Origin of the sequence: Dietzia sp. 2505, from assembly GCF_040546785.1 — a bacterium.
Classification (GTDB): Bacteria; Actinomycetota; Actinomycetes; order Mycobacteriales; family Mycobacteriaceae; genus Dietzia.
Map to the genome: position 1 here is coordinate 752,259 of NZ_JBEPON010000001.1, position 16,870 is coordinate 769,128.

The 16,870-nt window shown below is 69.1% G+C and carries 14 protein-coding genes and 1 tRNA gene; 13 read left to right on the top strand and 2 right to left on the bottom strand.

The annotated features are described in order from the left end of the window. Nucleotides 1–82: 82 nt before the first annotated feature. The 9 genes from ABIE38_RS03400 to ABIE38_RS03440 all read left to right on the top strand — a co-directional run bounded on the left by ABIE38_RS03400 (nt 83) and on the right by ABIE38_RS03440 (nt 10,222). On the top strand, nt 83–1,195 hold the full coding sequence (locus tag ABIE38_RS03400; protein ID WP_354054011.1) for a Zn-dependent alcohol dehydrogenase: 1,113 nt from the start codon (nt 83–85) through the stop codon (nt 1,193–1,195). Nucleotides 1,196–1,276: 81 nt separating this feature from the next. After that, nucleotides 1,277–2,758 carry an aldehyde dehydrogenase family protein gene (locus tag ABIE38_RS03405; RefSeq protein ID WP_354054012.1) on the top strand — a complete coding sequence of 494 codons (1,482 nt, stop codon included), beginning with the start codon at nt 1,277–1,279 and terminating at the stop codon, nt 2,756–2,758. A gap of 17 nt (nt 2,759–2,775) precedes the next feature. Further along, a complete protein-coding gene (locus ABIE38_RS03410; RefSeq protein WP_354054013.1) occupies nt 2,776–3,867 on the top strand; it encodes an alkene reductase in 1,092 nt (363 codons plus the stop codon). A gap of 21 nt (nt 3,868–3,888) precedes the next feature. Further along, entirely contained in the window at nt 3,889–4,644 is a 756-nt protein-coding gene (locus ABIE38_RS03415) for an SDR family NAD(P)-dependent oxidoreductase (protein ID WP_354054014.1), read from the top strand. After that, entirely contained in the window at nt 4,641–5,396 is a 756-nt protein-coding gene (locus ABIE38_RS03420; protein WP_354054015.1) for an SDR family NAD(P)-dependent oxidoreductase, read from the top strand. The genes ABIE38_RS03415 and ABIE38_RS03420 overlap by 4 nt, the downstream gene beginning before the upstream one ends. An 85-nt stretch (nt 5,397–5,481) precedes the next feature. Further along, entirely contained in the window at nt 5,482–6,870 is a 1,389-nt protein-coding gene (locus tag ABIE38_RS03425) for an FAD-dependent oxidoreductase (RefSeq protein WP_354054016.1), read from the top strand. After that, nucleotides 6,867–8,237: an MmgE/PrpD family protein gene (locus tag ABIE38_RS03430; RefSeq protein WP_354054017.1), complete on the top strand. Its 1,371-nt coding sequence runs from the start codon at nt 6,867–6,869 to the stop codon at nt 8,235–8,237. Before ABIE38_RS03425 ends, ABIE38_RS03430 begins: the two co-directional genes overlap by 4 nt. Then, nucleotides 8,234–9,649, top strand: coding sequence for an MmgE/PrpD family protein (locus tag ABIE38_RS03435; RefSeq protein ID WP_354054018.1), 1,416 nt, complete (start codon nt 8,234–8,236; stop codon nt 9,647–9,649). Before ABIE38_RS03430 ends, ABIE38_RS03435 begins: the two co-directional genes overlap by 4 nt. Nucleotides 9,650–9,847: 198 nt before the next feature. Beyond that, on the top strand, nt 9,848–10,222 hold the full coding sequence (locus ABIE38_RS03440; protein ID WP_354054019.1) for a nuclear transport factor 2 family protein: 375 nt from the start codon (nt 9,848–9,850) through the stop codon (nt 10,220–10,222). 60 nt (nt 10,223–10,282) lie between these two features. Here the strand turns inward: ABIE38_RS03440 and ABIE38_RS03445 are convergent. Beyond that, a tRNA-Leu gene (locus ABIE38_RS03445) sits at nt 10,283–10,359 on the bottom strand. Nucleotides 10,360–10,438: 79 nt separating this feature from the next. Here ABIE38_RS03445 and polA point away from each other — a divergent pair. The 4 genes from polA to ABIE38_RS03465 all read left to right on the top strand — a co-directional run bounded on the left by polA (nt 10,439) and on the right by ABIE38_RS03465 (nt 15,985). Beyond that, nucleotides 10,439–13,219: a DNA polymerase I gene (gene polA, locus ABIE38_RS03450; protein WP_354054020.1), complete on the top strand. Its 2,781-nt coding sequence runs from the start codon at nt 10,439–10,441 to the stop codon at nt 13,217–13,219. A gap of 113 nt (nt 13,220–13,332) precedes the next feature. Next, the gene (locus ABIE38_RS03455; RefSeq protein ID WP_354054021.1) at nt 13,333–14,235 is read left to right on the top strand and encodes an ABC transporter substrate-binding protein; all 903 of its coding nucleotides are present in this window, start codon (nt 13,333–13,335) and stop codon (nt 14,233–14,235) included. An 11-nt stretch (nt 14,236–14,246) separates the two neighbouring features. Continuing rightward, nucleotides 14,247–15,227, top strand: a complete 981-nt coding sequence (locus tag ABIE38_RS03460; protein WP_354054022.1) for an amino acid ABC transporter permease — start codon at nt 14,247–14,249, stop codon at nt 15,225–15,227. Continuing rightward, nucleotides 15,224–15,985: an amino acid ABC transporter ATP-binding protein gene (locus ABIE38_RS03465; protein ID WP_354054023.1), complete on the top strand. Its 762-nt coding sequence runs from the start codon at nt 15,224–15,226 to the stop codon at nt 15,983–15,985. The genes ABIE38_RS03460 and ABIE38_RS03465 overlap by 4 nt, the downstream gene beginning before the upstream one ends. A 22-nt stretch (nt 15,986–16,007) precedes the next feature. Here the strand turns inward: ABIE38_RS03465 and ABIE38_RS03470 are convergent, their stop codons facing one another. After that, complete coding sequence (locus ABIE38_RS03470) at nt 16,008–16,862, bottom strand: class I SAM-dependent methyltransferase (RefSeq protein WP_354054024.1); 855 nt, start codon at nt 16,860–16,862, stop codon at nt 16,008–16,010. Nucleotides 16,863–16,870: the final 8 nt, after the last annotated feature.

Genomic DNA, 16,870 nt, shown 5'->3' on the forward strand with positions numbered 1-16,870 from the left:
GCCGAACCCGGCCCGGAATACCCCGAACTCGGGACGACGCGACACCACCGACCACCGGTCGGCAACGGAAAGGGAACGCAAAATGAAGGCACGCGGAGCAGTAATCCACCAGGTCGGCGAACAGTGGGAGGTCCAGGATCTCGAGGTGAGTGAACCCGCCGAGGACGAGATCCTCGTCAAGGTGATGGCCAGTGGCCTGTGCCATTCCGACGACCACTTCGTCACCGGCGACATCCCGGTGAACCTTCCCATGGTCGGTGGGCACGAGGGCGCCGGCATCGTCGAGAAGGTCGGCTCCCGGGTCACCCGGGTCAAGCCCGGCGACCACATCGCCACGCTGTTCATCCCGGCCTGTGGTGTGTGCAAGTACTGCGTCCGGGGCCAGAGCTACATCTGTAACAACGGCGCGGGCATGGAGACCGGGATGGCGATGGACGGCACCGCCCGGTTCCACGACACCGACGGGAATCCGATCGGCGGCGTGACCCGGCTGGGGTCGTTCTCCAACTACCTCGTCTGCCACGAGACGCAGGCGGTGAAGCTGCCCGACGACATCCCGTTCGACCTCGCGTGCCTGGTCTCGTGCGGTGTGGCCACCGGTTACGGTGCCGCCGTCAACGCCGCTCCGGTCCGGCCCGGCGACGTCGTCCTGGTCATGGGACTGGGTGGCGTCGGCGCCAACGCGGTCCAGGGTGCCAAGCACGCCGGAGCCGATCACATCATCGTCGTGGACCCGGCGGAGAACAAGATGGAGCTCGCCGCGGGCTTCGGGGCCACGGCAGCCTTCACCTCCATCGACGAGGCCCGTCCGCTGATCGCCCAGCTGACCAACGGACAGGGCGTGGACGTCACCATCGTCACGGTCGGCCGGGTCGACGGCGACATCATCGGAGAGGGATTCGACACCGTCGGCAAGGCGGGGAGCCTCGTCCTGGTGTCGGTGGGCTCGCACGAGCGCTCGCTGAGCGTGAGCCCGCAGGACATGACGAATCTCGCCAAGTCCATCAAGGGCGTCATGTACGGCAACTGCCGTCCCCTGGGCGACATCCCTCGGCTCTTCGACATGTACCGCACGGGCAGCATCAAGCTCGATGAGTTGGTGACCACCCGATACAAGCTGGACGACATCAACCAGGCCGTCGAGGACATGCACGCGGGCCGCAACATCCGCGGCGTCATCGTCCACGAGCACTGAGAACTGTCTCACTCCCGACCGGGGTGAACCGCCCGGCACACCGCGAGCCGGTGGCACACACGCAGCTACGTAAGGAATGTGATGACGACTCCCCAGAACCAGCCCGACGCCAGTAAGCCGATCGAACACACCCGACTGCACATCGGCGGTGAATGGGTCGACGGCATCGCGGGCGCTGAGTTCGACACCGTCAATCCCGCCACCGGCGAGGCGTTCGCCAAGGTGGCGGAGGGTCGCGCCGAGGACGTCGACCGGGCCGTCAAGGCGGCCCGGGAGGCGTTCGAGAACGGGCCGTGGTCGAGGATGAAGCCCAAGGAGCGCGCTGCCGCGATCTGGCGACTCGGCGACCTGCTCCTGGCCGACGCCGAGGAGATGGCGCGGGTGGAGACCCTCGACCAGGGCAAGCCCTACGTCGCGGCCCGTGACGGCGACGTCCCCACGGCCGCCGGTCTCTACCACTACATGTCCGGCTACGCGACCAAGATCGAGGGCGAGACGATTCCGATCTCTGCTCCGGGCGAGTACCACACCTACACGCGACGCGAACCCCTAGGCGTCGTCGGCCTGATCGTGCCGTGGAACTTCCCGCTCGTCATCACCGCGTGGAAGCTGGCGCCGGCCCTCGCTGCGGGCAACACCGTGGTGCTCAAGCCCGCCGAGGCCACACCTCTCTCCGCACTACGCCTGGCCCACCTCGCACTCGAGGCCGGTATTCCGCCGGGGGTCCTCAACGTGGTCAACGGTTTCGGCCCGACCGCCGGGCAGGCGATCTCCGAGCACCCGGGTATCGACAAGGTCTCGTTCACCGGCTCGACGGCCACGGGTCGCAGGATCCTCGACGCCGCGGGCGGCAATCTCAAACGCGTCACCCTCGAACTCGGCGGTAAGAGCGCCAACATCATCTTCCCGGATGCGGACCTGGACAAGGCCATCGCGGGCTCGTCCAACGCGATCTTCTACAACGCGGGACAGGCGTGCGCCGCCGGTGCGCGGCTGTATGTCCACGACGACGTGTACGACCGGGTCGTGGAGGGACTGGTCGCCAAGGCCGAGGAGATCACTGTCGGCGACGGTTTCGACCCCGCCAGCGAGATCGGCCCGGTGGCCAGCAAGACCCAGTTCGACACCGTCTCGTCCTATCTCGAGGTCGGGCGCTCCGAGGGCACCGTCCTCACCGGCGGCTCGCGCAAGGGTGACCGCGGGTACTTCATCGAGCCCACCGTCCTGGCGGATGCGGGCCAGGATTCGAGGATCATCAAGGAGGAGATCTTCGGTCCGGTGGTGGTGGTGTCGCGGTTCAGTTCTGAGGACGAGGTCGTCGAACTCGCCAACGACACCCGGTACGGGCTCGCGGCCGGGATCTGGACGGGCAGCGTCGGCAGGGCGCACCGTGTCGCCGCGAAGCTCCGGGCGGGCACCGTGTGGGTCAACACCTACGGGATCTTCGACCCGAGCATGCCCTTCGGCGGCATGAAGGAGTCGGGCTGGGGCCGCGAGATGGGCCACGAGGTCCTCCACGACTACACGGACCTCAAGACCGTGTGCGTGGACATCGCCGAGTGAACGGGACCGGTGAGAGCGTGAACGCACAGGCCACGGAGTCGTCATTGCTGTTCGAACCGTGGCGGCTCGGTCGTATCGAGCTGGCGAACCGCGTCGTGATGGCACCGATGACGCGGAACAGGGCGGACCGCGCCGGTGTGCTTCCGGACTCCGCCGTGACCTATTACGAACAACGTGCCGGTGCAGGCCTCATCGTCTCGGAGGCCGCCCAGCCCTCCGCGTCGGGGCAGGGCTACCCCGGTACGCCGGGCATCCACGATGACCGGCAGGAAGCACAGTGGACGAAGGTCGCGGACGCGGTGCACGCCAGGGGCGGCAGGATTTTCTGCCAGCTCATGCACACGGGGAGGATGAGCCACGAGAGCTTCATGCCGCCCGGTGCGAAGGTGGTCGCGCCGAGCCCGATCCGCGCCGGGATCGAGGTGGAGACCATCGACCGCGTGATGGCCCCGGCACCGGTGCCGACCGAGCTGGACCAGGACGGGATCGACGGGATCATCCGGGACTTCGCCGACGCCTCCGAGCGGGCCGTTCGCGCCGGTATGGACGGAGTGGAGATCCACGGGGCGAACGGCTACCTGCCCCACCAGTTCCTGTCCCCGGGGACCAACCACCGCACCGACGCCTACGGGGGCAGCCCCGAGGCCCGGTCACGGTTCGTGGTGGAGCTGCTGCGCGCGGTCTCCGACCGGATCGGTCACGACCGGGTGGGTCTGCGGATCTCGCCCGGAGGTCAGTTCAACGACATGTCGGACAAGGGCAACGACGAGACCTACCTCTCCCTGATCGACCAGATCGACGAACTGCGGATCGCCTACCTACATACGTTGCGTCGCCGGTCGACGCCGCTGCACGAGCAGCTCCGCGGACGGTGGAGTACCACCTACATGTTGAACACCGGATTCCACGGGCCCAGCGAGCGGGAGGACCTCGAGCCTCTCCTGGAGGCCCGTCAGGCAGACCTGGTGAGCGTCGGCAGGCTGTTCATCTCCAACCCGGACCTGCTCGACCGGTGGAGGCACGGTATCGAGCGGGTGGAGTGGGACGAATCCACCTTTTACACCGGCGGCGACAGAGGGTACATCGACTACCCGGCAGTGCAGTACTAGCGACCTCGTCAGGAGAAGACCATGTCCGAACAGAGAACGATCCCGGCCCCACTCGGCGGCAAGGTGGTGGTGGTGACCGGGGCGGCATCCGGAATCGGTGCCACCGCGGTCGAGGTACTCCGCGACCAGGGCGCCGCCGTCGTCGGGTGGGATCTGGCGGGTACTCCCGAGGCGGGCCCGCTCGACCTCACCGACCGCGCCGCGGTGCATGCGGCCGCGCAGACCGTGCTCGCCGACCACGGTGCGGTGGACGCGCTGGTCAACTGCGCCGGGGTGATCACCGAGAACCTGCCGTTCGAGCGCGTCGCCCCACAGGACTTCCTCAAGTGCTTCAACGTCAACGTGATGGGCATCGTCCATGCCAGCCAGGCGCTGCATCCGGCGTTGGTGGCCGCAGGTGGGGCGATTGTCAACATCGCCTCGCAGGCAGCTCTCGTGAGCCTGCCCGACCAGTCGGCCTACTCGGCGTCCAAGGGCGCCGTCGCGGCGCTCACGCGGTCGATGGCGATCGACTGGGCCCCGGCCGGCGTCCGGGTCAACGCCATCTGCCCTGGCTTCACCCTCACACCCATGGCCAAGCAGCAGATGACCCCGGAACTGGACGCCGCCGTCTCCCGCCGGGTGCCGTTGGGGCGGATGTTCGAGACCGAGGAGATCGGCGCGGTCATCGCGTTCCTGGCCTCTCCGGCGGCCTCCGCCGTCACCGGAATCGTCATGCCCGTCGACGGCGGCTGGACCGCCGGTGAGCCGGCGCTGCCGATGGGTGGCGCGGAATGAGTGATCGAGGCACCGCCTACGTGTCAGGGGCGAGCTCGGGGATCGGTCGGGGAGCGGCGGTGCGCCTGGCGGCGGATGGCTACCGGGTCGTCCTGCTGGGCAGGAACGAGGCCAGGCTCGCCGAGGCGGCCGCGGAGTGCGGAGATGACGCCCGTTACGCGGCCTTCGACGTGACCGATCCCGCCGCGGTCGACGACACGCTGCCGGCGCTGATCGACGAGCTCGGACCGCCCACCGCCGTGCTGCACAACGCCGGCCAGACGATCGTCGGTGCACTGGACCAGCTCACGCCGGACGAGTGGCAGCGCCAGATGGACGTCAACCTCACCAGCATCTACGCGTTGAACCGGCATCTGTGGCCTGCGATGGTTCCGGGCGGCGGCAGCATCGTCCTGGTGGCCTCGACCGCGTCGTTCGCGGCGTTCCCCCAGGACGCCGCCTACGTGGCCTCCAAGGGAGCCGTGCTGGCCCTGACCAAGGCGATGGCCCTCGACGGAGCCCCTCACGGCATCCGCGTGAACGCCGTGTGCCCCGGATTCATCCTGACCCCCAACCTCCAGGGCTTTTTCGACTCCCAGGATGACCCGTCCGGGGCTGCCGGCGGCGCCGCCGCTTCCGCCCCGTTGGGCCGGATGGGGAGTCCGGAGGACGTCGCCGGGGCGATCTCCTTCCTCCTCTCACCCGACGCGGCTTTCGTGACCGGGACGCCGATACTGGTCGACGGCGGCCTCATGGCAAGGGTGCCCGGATAGCCGACGGGAACGGCGCACGGCCGACGGTCGTGACGACCGGACAACACGCGACTCACCGATGCAGAAAGCGACAGGTTCCGTTCAGATGGTCACAGAGGTCTCACCCCAGTCCGACACCGAGGTCGATGTCGACGTCGTCATCGTCGGCGCAGGCGGAGGCGGTCTGACCGCGGCCCTCGCGGCCGCGGACTCCGGCGCATCCGTGGTCGTCCTGGAGAAGCTCGACGTTCCCGGCGGCAACACCGCGCTGTCCACCGGATCGGTGCCGGGCGCCGGTACCCGCCAACAGATCGAGGCGGGTGTAGAGGACGATGCCGAGCGAATGACGGCGGACCTGCTCCGGCAGAGCGGACCGCACGAGGCCGAGCATCTGACCAGACGACTGGCCCGGTCCTCGGGTGCGTTGGTGGACTGGCTCGTGGACGCGCACGGGGTCGACCTCAAGCTGATCATGGAGTACAAGCACGTCGGCCACTCGGTCAACCGGCTGCACGCACCGCCGTCCCGTCGCGGTCAGGACCTGGTCGACGACCTGGTGGCTGCGTGCGGCCGTGCGGGTGTCGAAGTGGTCACCGGTAATCCCGTCGCGGGTCTGCTCGTGGAAGACGGAATCGTGCGCGGAGTCCGGGTGGCCGGGGAGCGCGTGCAGGAGTACACGCTCCGCTCGCATGCGGTCATCCTCGCGGCCAACGGGTTCGCGGCCAATCGAGACCTTGTGGGCGAGTGGGCACCGGAACTCGTCGGGCTCGAGTACTTCGGTGCTCCAGGATCAACGGGGGAGGCGATCGAGTGGGGACTGGAGCTCGGCGGTGAACTCGAGAACCAGCAGGCCTACCAGGGATACGCCGCGGTGGCGTACCCGTACGGCAACATCCTGTCCTGGACCACGGTGGAGAAGGGTGGGGTGCTCATCGACTCGACCGGTGGTCGGCTCGGTGACGAGATCGTCGGGTACTCCGGTTTCACCACCGAGGTCCTGGCCGGTCAGGGACCTATCTGGGCGGTGTTCGACACCCGGATCCGGGATGTGACCTCGCTCGAGGACGAGTTCCGCGACCTCGTCGAGATGGGCGGTGCCAAGGAGTGTGCGTCGACCACCGAGCTCGCCGCGGTGACGGGCGCACCGGAGGACGCGGTGATCCGAACATTGGAGAACTACGCGGCGGCCGCCCGGGGAGAACGCGCCGACGAACACGGACGGACCGAGTTCGCCATGGCGCCGCTGCAGCCTCCCTACGTCGCGGCACGGGTCACCCCGGGGTTGTTCCACACCCAGGGCGGGCTCCGCATCGACGACGAGGGGCGAGTGCTGCGTGCTGACGGCTCCACGATCCCGGGTCTGCTCGCCGTGGGTGGCGTCGCGGCCGGCGTGAGTGGTCAGACCGGAGGGCGCGGCTACTCGTCGGGCAACGGGTTGCTCACGGCGATCGGTCTGGGGCAGCTGGCCGGTGCCGCCGCGGCGGCCGCCAGATGAGCGCCGCTCCGGGCTGGTTCGAGTGGCGTGACCACCTCGCCGACCGGTTGTCGGGTGATCCGGTCGGCTCCGACCCCCGGCTCAGGCGCAAAGCCGCGCTCGTACTCGTCGACGACCTCGCCGCGATGGTGTTCGGTCGGCAGCACGACGAGATCCGGACCTTCGCCGACGCGATGTCCCGTGGTGACGTGCGCGGCGAGGCCGCCGTCGTCGCGGGGGGCCGCGCCCCGCGCGAGCGGGCCGCGGCGGCGAACGCCGTCGCGGCGGGATGGGACGAGCTCGACGAGGGATACCGGCCCGCGACATGCCACGGGGGGCTGTACGCGATTCCCGCCGCGATGGCCGAGTCCGAGGTCACCGGTGCGTCGGTCGATGACCTGCTCAACGCGGTGGTCGTGGGGTACGAGGTGGCCACAGCGGTGGCCAGAGCGTTTCCTTCACCTCGGCCACTCACCCTGCATCCGCACGCAACCCTGTCGCCGATCGGCGCCGCCGCGGCGGTGACCTGGCTCCGAACGCGGAGCGGTGCGGCCGTCCTCGGTGCGGTGGACGCTGCGGCCACGATGAGCATGGCCGGCCCGTTCCGTCACGCCACGGTGGGAGCCCAGGTGCGCAACGTCTGGGCCGGGGGAGGAGCGGTGCTGGGATTCCTCGCCGCCGATGCCGCCGCAGCAGGCCTCCGCGGGGACGACGTCACGCTCTTCGACGTCTTCAGTTCGACCTATGGGCAGGGCGTCGACCCCGAAGAGCTGGCATCCGAGCGCGACACGTGGGCGATCCTCGACGGCTATCACAAGCGATACGCCGCATGTCAGTACACCCACGCCGCCCTCGAGTGCGCGCTGGAGATCACCGACGGAGTGCCGCTCCCGTCCCCCGAGGACGTCGTGACGATCGAGGTGTCCACCCATCCGCTGGCGATGGCCCTCGACGACCGCGCCCCGACCACGGCCCTGGGCGGAAAGTTCTCCGTCCCGCACGTCGTCGCGGCGGTCCTGGCGTCCGGGTCCGGTGACGCCCCCGTCTTCGCCTCCGAGGGGCTGGGGGACCCCACTGTCGCGGCCCTGCGTGATCGGGTCCAGCTGACGCTGTACGGCTCCCTGCCCGAGCCGCCCCACGACCGGCCCGCCAGGGTGACGGTCCGGTACGCCGACGGGTCGCGTCGCGACGCCGAATGCCTCAGCGCCGTCGGAGGTCCGGACAGACCACTGGGCGAGACCGAGGTGCTTCAGAAGGCGGCGGACCTCACGTCCCGGCACCTCCCCGCCTTCACCGGCGTCGCAGCGCAGATCGTCAATGGCGAGGTGGCGGGGAACGCTCCGTGGTCTACAGTCCTGTCCTCACTCGTCCCGGAGGTCGGTCGATGAACTCGAACTCGAATCCGTTGCCCGACGGCGGACTGACGCTGTCGGAGAAGCTGGTGGCCGCGGCCGTGGAGGCGATGACCTCGGTCCCCGACACCGTCCTGGCATCCGCCAGGCTTCATCTGCTCGACAGCCTGGGCGTCGGGATCCTGGGATCCGTCAGCGGTCCTGTCAGGACAGTCACCAGTATCGCCGACTCGTCCGGTCACGGCCCCTGCACCGTACTCGGACGAGAGGACGGCGCACCGGCCCCGGTCGCGGCCCTGGCCAACGGTTCCCTCATCCACTCCCTGGAGTTCGATGACACCCACGTCGCCTCGGTTATGCACGGGAGTTCGACCCTGACGTCGGCTGCGCTGGCCGCGGCCGAGTCCAGTGGCGCGGACGGCGACCGGATGACCGCCGCCTATGCCATCGGGTGGGAGGTCCTCATCCGGATGGGCCTGGCCAGTCCGGGAACCCTACAGTCACGCGGTTTCCAGACCACGAGCGCCGCCGGCCCGTTCGCCGCCGCACTGGTGTCGATCCTGATCCGAGGGGACACCCACAACGGCGCCGACGCACTCGGCATCTCCGGCAGCCAACCCGGCGGAACTTTCGCATTCCTCGCGGAGGGGGCGACGGTCAAGGCCGCACAGCCGGCGTGGGCCGCTCACTCAGGACTGTGGGCGGCGGAACTCGCCCGGGCGGGGATCACCGGGCCATCGAGAGTCCTTGACGGCGACCACGGCTTCTACACCTTGTTCGCGGACGACCCCGGAGCGCCGGCCAGGCTCGACGCGCTGCTGGGCGACCTCGGTGAGAGATGGCACCTCCCGGACGCCGCGTACAAGCTGATCCCGTGTTGTCACTTCATCCATCCGTTCGTGGAGGCCGTCGAGCAGTTGCTCTCGGAGGGCCTTCAGCCGGCGGACATCGACAGTCTCCACTGTCACGTCCCCGCCGGGGCCGCACCGGTGATCGCCGAACCGTGGAGTACCAGGCAGATACCTCCCAGCGGACACGATGCGCGGTGGAGTCTCCCGTACGTCCTCGCGGCTCGGTTGGTCGACGGCGAGGTCAGGAACTCTCTGTTCACCGACCCGATCGGCGGGGAGCGGGCCGCCATGGCCGGCAGGATGACCTACGAGCTCTGGGATGACTCCGGGTTCCCCGCCCGGTACCCGGCTCGTGTCGACGCGCGGACCCGGGACGGCCGCGTGCACACGGCGAGCGTCCGCGACGTGCTCGGTGGGGCCGGGCGCCCGGTTCCCGAAGAGGCGATCCGCGCGAAAGCCGACAGGAATCTGCGTCTGGCCGGCTGGACGGAGGACGAGGCGGCGGTGTTGATCGAACTGCTGGTGGACAGTCCGTCCCTGGACCTGTCCGCGCTGAGCGCAGTGCTCCGGGGAGCTGCCAGCGCCGGCCAGCGGTAGCCGCTGACGGCTCCCCGCCGGTGGCTCGGACCTGCCGGCGCGAGGTCGCACCCAGCATCCGGAAGGCTCTGCGCACGCTGTGATCCGCTCGATCCGGACTGAGGTGGAGCAACGCGTGGATGTCGGACCGGAACGGTATACCCAAGGACGCGACCATCGTGGTCGCGAGTCAGTTCCAGCCAGTCCGAGGAGAACTCCGTGAGCGCCACCAGATTCGATCCCTACGAGCCCGACCTGTTGCCGGCTGCTGTCCGCGGATATCTCGAATCCCAACTCAGCAGCACGCGCGATTTGCCCGCCGACACCGTGTTCACGGCGGACGCAAGGGTGGTCGACGAGGACAAGGAATACCTCGGTTCGGCGGCGATCCGAGAGTGGTTGACCACGTCCGCCAGTCAGTACACGTACACATTGGACTACATCGGCCAGACGAGGACGGCCGACGACACGTGGCTCGTGGCAGGCCACCTGGAAGGCAACTTCCCCGGGGGGAAGGCCGATCTCTGGTACCGGTTCCGCCTCGATGGGGACAAGGTCTGCGACCTCATCATCGAGCCGCCTCCCGCCGGGTAGGCGGCAGCTGCTGTGCCCCGGGCAGGCGGCAGCTGCTGTGCCCCGGGCAGGCGGACGCTGTGGTGCCCCCGGTCGGACTCGAACCGACACTGGACGGGTTTTGAATCCGTTGCCTCTGCCAATTGGGCTACGGGGGCGAACGCGGCGAGCCGCTGGTCGGAAAGTCTAACCGACGACCGGTGAGCGGCTGTCCGACGCCCGCCCTAGAGTGGCCGTGTGAGCAACACGAGCCAGACCGCCGAAGCCAGTTCCGTCGCCACCACCGCGTCCGCCGACGCCGAAGCACACGGGCCCACCCGTCTGTTGCTCCTCGACGGGCACTCGCTGGCGTTCCGCGCGTTCTACGCCCTTCCCGCAGAGAACTTCTCCACGGCCTCCGGGCAGCACACCAACGCGGTCTACGGCTTCCTGTCGATGGTCGCCAACCTGGTCACCACCGAGGAGCCCACCCACCTGGCGGTGGCGTTCGACGTCTCCCGGGCGACCCTGCACCGGACGGCCGAGTACCCGGAGTACAAGTCCACGCGGTCGGCGGCCCCGGAGGAGTTCAAAGGTCAGGTCGAGTTGATCCAGGAGGCCCTGGTGGCACTCGGGGTCCGCACGCTGTCGCTGGAAGGCCACGAGGCCGACGACATCATCGCCACCCTGGCCACCCAGGCCGCAGGGGCCGACACGCTCATCTGCACGGGGGACCGTGACGCGCTGCAGCTGGTCTCCGACTCGGTGACGGTCCTCTACCCGGTCAAGGGAGTCTCGGAGCTCGCCCGCTTCACCCCCGAGGCCGTGGAGTCCAAGTACGGGGTCACCCCCGCGCAGTACCCGGACGTCGCGGCTCTGCGCGGCGACACCTCCGACAACCTCCCCGGCGTGCCCAAGGTCGGTGACAAGACGGCGGCGAAGTGGATCGTGCAGTACGGAAGCCTCTCAGAACTCATAGCCCACGCGGACGAGGTCAAGGGCAAGGTGGGGGAGAGCTTCCGCGAGCACCTCCCGCAGGTGCAGCTCAACCGGCGTATCACCGAGCTCACCCGGGACCTCGACCTCGGCGTCCAGCTGGATGAACTCACCCGTCGCCTGCCCGAGCGGGCGGACGTCAACGCCCTGTTCGACCGGCTGGAGTTCGGTCCCCAGGCACGCGACCGGTTCCTCTCCGCGTTCCTCCCGGAGGGCGCACCCGATCCGGTCCCCGAGATCGAGATCGAGCAGGCCGCGGTGCTGCGGGCGGGCGAGGTCTCGGATTGGCTGGCGGCCCACGCGCCGGCCGGGAGTCGGCACGGCCTCGTCGTCGTCGGTCCCTCACGACCGGGCGCGGGGGACGCGCAGTCGGTCACTGTGGCCGCGGCGGGCGGAGCCTCCGGACACATCGACCTCGCGCGGATCGACCCCGCCGACGAACAGGCTCTACAGGCGTGGCTGGCCGACGACGCGGTGTCGAAGGCGGTACACGACGCAAAGGCCGCCACCCACGCCCTGATGGGCCGGGACCTCCGGCTGGGCGGGGTGACGCTGGACGTGGCACTCGCCGCGTACCTCGTCCGGCCCGGTCAGCGCAGCTACGGACTGGCGGAGTTGTTCCAGCGTCACCTGCAGCGTGAGCTCCCGGAGCCCGAGGCGGCGGAGAAGCAACTGTCGCTCCTGGACGAGGTCGACGAGCCCGAGGCCGAGCAGCAGGCGGCCAACTCGGCGGCGACCCGCGCCCGGGCCGTGATCGACCTCGCCGAGCGCCTCGACGTGGAGCTGGAGCAGGTGCACGGCGCGCAGCTGCTCGCGGATATGGAACTGCCGCTCGTGCCGGTGCTCGCGAGGATGGAGTCGATCGGCATCGCGGTCGACTCGTCGGCCCTGGACGACCTGCGCGACGGGTTCGCCGACCGTGGGCGGGACGCAGCGGAGGCGGCCTACGCCGCGATCGGGGGCGAGCAGATCAACCTCGGCTCGCCCAAGCAGCTCCAGGTGGTGCTGTTCGACACCCTGGGCATGCCCAAGACCAAGAAGACCAAGACCGGATACACCACCGACGCCAAGGCGCTGGAGGAGCTTCTCACCAAAGAAACCGGGGACACCCCGGGACGGGCCTTCCTCGAGGCACTGCTCCTGCACCGCGAGGCGACCAAGATGCGCACCACCGTCGAGGGTCTGATCAAGTCCATCGGGGACGACGGGCGCATCCACACCACGTTCAACCAGACGGTAGCCGCGACCGGGCGATTGTCCTCCACCGATCCGAACCTGCAGAACATCCCGGTCCGCACCGAGGACGGCCGACGGATCCGCAAGTCGTTCGTCGTGGGCGAGGGTTACGACTGCCTGCTCACGGCCGACTACAGCCAGATCGAGATGCGCGTGATGGCGCACCTGTCCGGTGACGAAGGGCTGATCGAGGCGTTCCGGACCGGCGAGGACCTGCACTCCTTCGTCGGTTCACGGGCGTTCGGGGTGCCCATCGACCAGGTCACCCCCGAACTCCGGCGCCGGGTCAAGGCCATGAGCTACGGGCTCGCCTACGGGCTCAGCGCGTTCGGGTTGGCCGCGCAGCTCGGGATCAGCCAGACCGAGGCCCGCGAACAGATGGACGCGTACTTCTCCCGTTTCGGGGGAGTCCGCGACTACCTGCACGCGGTGGTGGACCAGGCCCGACGCGACGGCTACACCGAGACACTCTTCGGTCGTCGCCGTTACCTGCCCGAGCTCAACTCGGACAACCGGCTCAAGCGCGAGAACGCCGAGCGTGCGGCCCTCAACGCCCCCATCCAGGGCACCGCCGCGGACATCATCAAGGCGGCGATGCTCAAGGTGGACGCCGACCTCGACGAGCGGGGGCTGCAGAGCCGTCTGCTGCTCCAGGTCCATGACGAACTGGTTCTCGAGGTGGCGAAGGGCGAGCTCGAGGAGGTCCGCGAGCTCGTCGTCGACCGGATGTACTCCGCGATCGAACTCAACGTCCCGCTGGACGTCTCCACGGGCACGGGGCCCGACTGGGACTCCGCCGCCCACTGAGTAACCAGTGAGTAACCACTGACGCCAAATGCGGGCGGTGCGTTTTGTGGTGCCCGACGTATGCCCTAGGTTCATTGCAGATTCGGCTACCCGACGCCTGAAAGGGCACGCACATGACCCTCACCTCACGGCGCGGCCTCCGTGCCGCACTGGCACTGACCGCCACCGCGGCCCTCGCGCTCACCGGCTGCACGACCAACACCGAGGGGCCCGAGGACTCGGGGGAGCCCAGGCAGGAGGTCTCGCTCGAGGCGGACGACGAGATCGCCGCCCTGGTGCCGGCCGAGATCCGCGAGAAGGGCGTGCTGGTGATCGGCACCAACCCGCCGTACGCGCCCAACGAGTTCAAGAACGAGCAGGGCGAGATCGTCGGCTTCGACATCGACGTGATGACCGCCGCCGCCCAGCTCATGGGATTGCGTGCGGAGTTCCGCGAGTCCGACTTCGAGAAGATCATCCCCGCGATCGAGGGCGGCACCATGGACATGGGCGCCTCGTCGTTCACCGTCAACGACGAGCGGCTGCAGACCGTCGACTTCGTCACCTACTTCGAGGCCGGCATCCAGTGGGCATCGGCGGCGGGCACCGACGTCGATCCCGACGACGCGTGCGGCCTGAGCGTCGCGGTCCAGCGGACGACGGTCTCCGACCAGGAGGACGTGCCCGCCCGCAGCGAGGCGTGCGTCGCCGCCGGAAATCCCGCGATCGAGAAGGTCCAGTTCGACTCCCAGGACGAGGCCTCCACCGCCGTGGCGCTCGGCAAGGTCGACGCGATGTCCGCCGACTCGCCCATCTCGGCGTACGCCGTCAAGCAGTCCGAGGGCAAGATGCAGCTGGCCGGGGACGTCTTCGACTCCGCCCCCTACGGCTGGCCCGTGCGCAAGGGGTCCGAGCTGGCCGCCGCGCTCGAGGCCGCAGCGGACAAGCTCATCGAGACCGGTGACTTCGAGAAGATCGCCCAGAACTGGGGCCTCGAGGACGGGTTGATCGACGACGCCGAGATCCGGAAGGGCTGAGTGACCGGTCGGTGAGCACCGCGCATAACGGCGCCTCGGCCCCCCGAGACGCTCCTGACCCCATCGAGGCGGTGCCACTCCGGCACCCATGGCGGTGGGTCTCGGCGACCATCGTCCTGGTCCTGGTGTTCCTCTTCATCTGGGGCGCCGCGACCAACCCCGCCTATGGCTGGGGCACCTACGGCCGCTACCTGTTCGACACCCGGTTCGGCATGGCGGTGTTCTACACCATCGCGCTGACGGTGCTGTCGATGATCCTCGCGGTCATCCTGGGGGTCATCCTCTCGGTGATGCGGATGAGCAGCAACCCGGTGCTCAAGGCCGTGGCCTGGGTGTACCTGTGGATCTTCCGCGGAACCCCCATCTACGTCCAGCTGCTGTTCTGGGGCCTGATCTTCACGCTGTACCGGCAGGTCCAGTTCGGCATCCCCTTCACCGACCTCCAGATCGTGCGCTTCGACGACACGATGGTCCTGTACTCGGCGTTCTGGCTGGCGGTGGTGGGTCTGGCCATGAACGAGGCCGCCTACATGGCCGAGATCGTGCGGGCGGGCATCTCGTCCGTCCCGGAGGGACAGGCCGAGGCCTCCACCGCGCTCGGCATGTCGTGGGGTCAGACCATGCGCCGGACTATTCTGCCGCAGGCCATGCGGGTGATCATCCCGCCGACCGGCAACGAGTTGATCTCGATGCTCAAGACCACCTCACTCGTCGTGGCCATCCCGTTCTCCGGCGAGCTCTACGGTCAGGCCCGCGACATCTCCGGGGTCAACTTCCAGCCGATCCCGCTGCTACTGGTCGCGGCCACCTGGTACCTGGTGATCACCAGTGTGCTCATGGTGGGGCAGCATTTCCTGGAGAAGAAGTTCTCGCGGGGCGCCACCCGCCAGCTCACGGCAAAGCAGCTGCGGGCGCTGGCCGAGGCGGACGGCCTCACCCCCTCGGGGCTCGCGGCGGCCAGAGGGACCGACCAGTCGGGAGGTATGCCATGACTCCGATGGTCAGGGCCGAGCAGGTCTGCAAGAGCTTCGGCTCACTGAGGGTGCTCAAGGGCATCGACATCGAGGTGGCGGCCGGAGAGGTGCTGTGCCTGGTCGGCCCGTCCGGCTCCGGCAAGTCCACCTTCCTCCGGTGCATCAACCACCTCGAGCGTGTCGATGCGGGTCGGCTGTACGTCGACGGCGACCTGGTGGGGTACCGCGAGAAGGGCGACAAGCTCTACGAGATCTCGCCCAGGCACGCCGCCAGGCAGCGCCGGGACATCGGGATGGTGTTCCAGCACTTCAACCTGTTCCTTCACCGCACGGCCCTCGAGAACGTCATCGAGGCGCCGATGCTGGTCAAGGGGGAGTCGCGGGCCGAGGCCACCGAGCGGGCCAGGGCCCTGCTGGAGAAGGTCGGGCTCTCGGCGAAGGCGGACGCCTATCCGGCTCAGCTGTCCGGTGGTCAGCAGCAGCGGGTGGCGATCGCCCGCGCGCTGGCGATGGAACCCAAGCTCATGTTGTTCGACGAGCCCACGTCAGCACTCGACCCGGAGCTGGTCGGTGAGGTCCTGGGCGTCATGCGGGACCTCGCGGACGGCGGCATGACCATGATCGTGGTCACCCACGAGATGGGCTTCGCCCGGGAGGTCGCCGACACGATCGCCTTCATGGACGACGGAGCCGTGGTCGAGGCCGGGCGCCCGTCGGAGGTGCTCGTGGCGCCCCGGCACCAGCGGACGAAGGACTTCCTGTCGAAGATCCTGTAGTCGGCGCGACGACAGCCGGCGGTCAGGGGAGGGTGGCCACGAAGATGGCCGTTCCGGGGAAGACGCTGCCGCGCATCGGGCTCCACTGACCCCATTCGCGGTCCAGCCATTCCGGCCACTCAGGCTCGATCAGATCCCGGACCACGAACCCGGCACCGACCAGTTCCCGGATCCGGTCACCCACCGTGCGGTGGTGCTCGACGTAGGTGAGGCCGCCCTCCTCGTCGTACTCGGTGTAGGGAGTCCGGTCGAAGTACGGGAACGCGGCCACGAGTCCCTCGGGGCCCGGATCGTCTCGGAAGATCCACCGCATCGGGTGGTTGACGGAGAAGACGAACCGGCCGCCGGGCCGGAGCACTCGTGCCGCCTCCGCCATCACCCCGGCCGTGTCCGCCACGAAGGGGATGGCCCCGAACGCGGAGAACGCGACGTCGAAGCTGCCGGCGGCGAACGGCAGGCGGCCGGCGTCGGCCTGGATCAGCGGCACCCCGGCCGCCGGACCCGTCGACCTGCTCGCCGCCTCGGCGCCCACGCGGAGCATCCCGGCGGAGAGGTCGACGGCGACGGCGCTGGCCCCGCGGCCGGCGATCCACCGGGAGCACGGCGCGGAACCGCACCCGATCTCCAGGACGTTGCGGCCGGCGACGTCACCGAGGAGGGCCCAGTCGCCCTCGTGCAGGCCCTCGGGACACCACACGAACTCCCCGTCGGGGGAGTGGGCACCCAGGAAGTCGCCGTGTTCGTCGTGGTACTCGACCGCTTCGGTGTCCCACCACGCGCGCGAGGCGCGGACGGACTCACCGTGGTCGGGGGGGTTTGTGGACGTCACGCTGGCAGAGTACAGTTGACCGTCGCGTGCGTACACGCTCGCGAACATCTGTCCAC